We start from the raw sequence: 2,848 nt of genomic DNA on the forward strand, positions 1-2,848 counted from the left end.
GGCGGAAACACTGGTACCTAAGGCCAATACAAATGGTGTAGTTAAGGCACCTGTTGTTGCACCAGAGGCGTCAAATGACATCGCTAGGAAGGTAGAGTCTGCGAAAATTGATAATAAGGTGATGACCGCATAAACTGCTAGGAAGAACCATTTCAATGCCACATCCTTCATTACCCGGTAAACACCAAAGGCAATCATAACCCCCACACCTATTGATACAACGACAACGATAGTTTGTGACCCTAATACGCCACCCGTTGCATCGGAAATTTGTTGGCCTAAAATTAATAGGTCTGGTTCGGCTACTGTAATTGAAAATCCTATAAAGAATGATAACAATAATACAATTAAATGGGAACTTGATCGAATAATCGATTCACCTAAATAATTCCCAATAGGCGTCATACCGATATCTACCCCGAATAGAAAAATGGTCAGTCCTAGTGTTAATAGAATTGAACCAATTGCAAATCTAGCCATCATATCACCTGGCACGTCGACCAAGGTAAATGCTAGAATGAATACAAGGATTACGATAGGTAAGACAGAAGAGATGACTTCTTTAAACTTATCTAGCAATAACTGCATAGAATTCCTCCTTTTTAATAAATAGTTTACATGGAAAAAAGCAACAAATAAATTAAACACCTACGTGTGATTTGTTGCGAGTATTGCGGTTAAGCGAACGGATTCACTTAAAAAAATGATGCACACATTATTATGTTAACATAATCTGATAGTCACATCAAAAATAACGCTCAAAAAAGCAGGACTGCCCTTCAGATTGACTGGCGGTCCTGCTTTTTGTTTTTAAAAATCAAATAGCGATAGTTGGTTTTGGTCTGGTAATCCGTCTAATACATGGTTTTCAGTCATATATTCAATCAAGGACTTAGAGACTTTACCACGGGTTTGTAGGTCTTCTTTTGATAAAAATGGTGATTCCTCCCGTGCTGCAACAATGGATTTGGCCACGTTTGTACCCAAACCGTCAATAGCTCTGAAAGGTGCAATCAAAGTATTGTCATCTTCAATAATAAATTCAGTTGCATGAGATTTATTGATATCAACCATTTTTAAGGTAAAGCCACGTTCCCACATCTCGTTTACAATCTCAAGGACTGTTAACAATTGTTTCTCTTTAGTAGAAGCTTCCATTCCTTTGGCATTAATCTCATTGATTTTATCCTTAGTCGACTCTTTCCCGTTTGACATAGAGACTAGGTCAAAGTCACTCGCCCGTACTGATAGGTAGGCACAATAGTACCAAATTGGGTGCTTCACCTTAAACCAAGCTACCCTCATGGCGTTCAATACGTAGGCAGCGGCATGGGCTTTAGGGAACATGTATTTAATCTTTTCACATGAATCCATATACCATTCTGGGACGTCGTATTCACGCATGATAGCCTTGTGTTCGTCAGAAAGCCCCTTACCTTTACGAACTTTTTCCATAATTTGGAAGGCGTCTGATTCCGGCAGACCACGGTGGATTAAGTAAACCATGATGTCATCACGACAACCGATAACTTCACTTAGCGGTAGCCCTTTTTCCCGGACAAGTACTTCGGCATTGCCTAACCAAACGTCCGTACCATGCGATAAACCGGAGATTTGCAGTAGTTCGGCGAAGGTTGATGGTTTGGTTGCTTCAAGCATTTGTCTAGTGAACCGGGTCCCAAATTCGGGAATCCCTAATGTACCAGTGTTTGAATAGATTTGTTCCTTGGTGACACCTAAAACCTCTGTCCCGTTGAATAACTCATAAACTTCTGGGTCATCGGTTGGGATTTCAGTTGGGTTGATGCCCGATAAATCCTGTAATTTACGAATCATGGTCGGGTCATCGTGCCCAAGGATATCTAATTTCAAGACATTATCATGGATAGAATGGAAATCGAAGTGTGTCGTCTTCCATTCAGATTCCACGTCGTCAGCCGGGAATTGGATTGGTGTAAAGTCATATACATCCATATTTTCTGGGATAACGATGATCCCACCTGGATGCTGACCGGTTGTCCTTTTAACGCCTGTTGCACCCTTGGCCAAGAATTCTTTCTCGGTCTTACGAAGATTTAGATTCTTATCTTGGTCGTAACCTAGTACATACCCGAAGGCTGTTTTATCCGCAACTGTACCAATTGTTCCCGCCCGGAAAACGTGGTCGTCACCGAAAAGGACTTTAGTGTAAGCATGGGCACGGGCTTGGTATTCACCAGAGAAGTTCAAATCGATATCAGGTACCTTGTCCCCTTTAAATCCTAAGAAGGTTTCAAATGGAATATCTTGTCCGTCTTTATCCAAGTTGGTCCCACATTCAGGACAAGGTTTATCTGGCAAGTCGAACCCTGAACCCACTGATCCATCAGTAAAGAAATGACTATAGTGGCAATTCGGGCAAACATAATGTGGCGCCAGCGGATTTACTTCAGTGATCCCTGACATAGTCGCTACAAATGAAGACCCAACTGACCCACGGGAACCAACGATATAGCCGTCGTCATTGGATTTCTTCACCAGTTTTTGTGAAATCAAGTAGATAACCGAGAAACCATTAGAAATAATGGATTTCAATTCTTTATCTAAGCGAGCCTCTACGATTTCTGGAAGTTCTTTACCGTAGATTTCATGGGCTTTTTCAAATGACATATCTGTCAGTTCTTGTTCCGCCCCTTCGATAGTTGGTGTATACAACTTGTCTTTTAAGGGTTCCACAAACTCGATGTTGTCAGCAATAGCATTGGAATTTTCCACGACAATTTCAAAGGCCTTTTCTTCTCCTAGGAAGGCAAAGTCATGCAACATTTCTTCTGTTGACCGAAAATGGGCTTCAGGGAAGTTTTTAATT

General features: G+C 41.3%; 2 protein-coding genes. Both read right to left on the reverse strand.

Annotation, left to right across the window (positions count from 1 at the left end):
* The coding region (locus ACRCJ0_RS11530) for a DUF1538 family protein (protein WP_431390506.1) at positions 1-588 on the reverse strand (588 nt) is incomplete at its 3' end.
* 222 nt (positions 589-810) lie between these two features.
* A partial coding sequence (locus ACRCJ0_RS11535; protein WP_431390507.1) for a PolC-type DNA polymerase III occupies positions 811-2,848 on the reverse strand: 2,038 nt, incomplete at its 5' end.

This window comes from Aerococcus sp. L_32, from assembly GCF_050689315.1.